Origin of the sequence: Psychrobacter sp. BF1 (assembly GCF_019279065.1) — a bacterium.
In the GTDB taxonomy this organism is placed as follows: Bacteria; Pseudomonadota; Gammaproteobacteria; order Pseudomonadales; family Moraxellaceae; genus Psychrobacter; species Psychrobacter urativorans.
In genome coordinates this window covers 1-1,030 of record NZ_JAGYWV010000038.1, presented here as the reverse complement: position 1 = coordinate 1,030, position 1,030 = coordinate 1, and the positions used below count along the sequence as shown (strand labels likewise).

Below are 1,030 nucleotides of genomic sequence, written 5' to 3'. Positions count from 1 at the left end.
TAACCCCAATTCGGGATAAGCGAGAAAGAAGTAAAAAAAGAAGTCCAAATCCGCTAAAGTAAGTTTACCAAGACAAACGATAGCGAAAAGAGGACTTCTTACATGGACAACCTAACCGAACTTTACTGCCACATCGACGACTTTTATAAGGCATTCAAACCTGAGTTTGAGGCTCACCTTATCGCCAATGGGCGGCGGCGATTAAGACCATGCCAGATAAGTGTATCAGAGATTATGACCATTCTGATATTGTTTCATCAGTTGCGTTATCGACAGTTTAAATCTTTTTACTATCATCACCTGCTTGGCATGATGAGAGATGCGTTTCCAAACTTGCCGAGTTACTCACGGTTCATTGAACTTATTCCACGTAGTGTCCTGCCCTTATGTACCTACTTACAAAGCATGATGGGTGACTGTACTGGGGTAAGCTATATTGATTCAACTAAGATTGCAGTTTGCCATAACAAACGTATCTATCGACATAAAGTGTTTGAGGGTCTTGCCACCCGAGGTAAAAGTAGCATGGGCTGGTTCTACGGCTTTAAGCTACATGCCATCATCAATCATAAAGGTGAGCTGCTCGCTGTCAAAGTGACGACTGGCAATACGGATGATCGAGCGCCTGTTAAAGAGATGGCAACCCCTTTATTTGGCAAACTGTTCGGTGATAGGGGATATATCAGCAAAGCACTCAATGAATGGTTGGCGCAGAACAGCAATATCACGTTGATCACTAAGCTTCGACGTAATATGAAACAGCAGATGCTAGAACCTATGGATGAGGCACTGCTCAATCACCGCTCTTTGGTCGAAACGGTGTTTGGCGAACTGAAAAATTTATGTCAAATTGAACATTCTCGTCATCGCAGTGTCACGGGGTTCATCACTAATTTGCTATCAGGTTTAATCGCGTATTGCTGGTTTCCCTATAAACCCACTATTAAATATATGCCATTACAAGGATAAAAGTCATAATCCAAATATAATCAATGCTTTATGATAAGGCTTATCCCGAATTGGGGTTAAT

At 41.8% G+C, this 1,030-nt stretch carries 1 protein-coding gene; it reads left to right on the top strand.

What is annotated here, in order from left to right; all coding sequences use genetic code 11:
• Window positions 1-102: 102 nt before the first annotated feature.
• Window positions 103-969 (top strand): IS982 family transposase, encoded by an 867-nt coding sequence (locus KZA12_RS14735; RefSeq protein WP_218690755.1) that lies wholly within the window; start codon window positions 103-105, stop codon window positions 967-969.
• The last annotated feature ends 61 nt before the right edge of the window (window positions 970-1,030 follow it).

What these genes read in the sequence shown, in the direction of transcription:
- KZA12_RS14735 (WP_218690755.1), top strand. Translation starts at nt 103, where the DNA reads ATGGACAACCTAACCGAACTTTACTGCCACATCGACGACTTTTATAAG.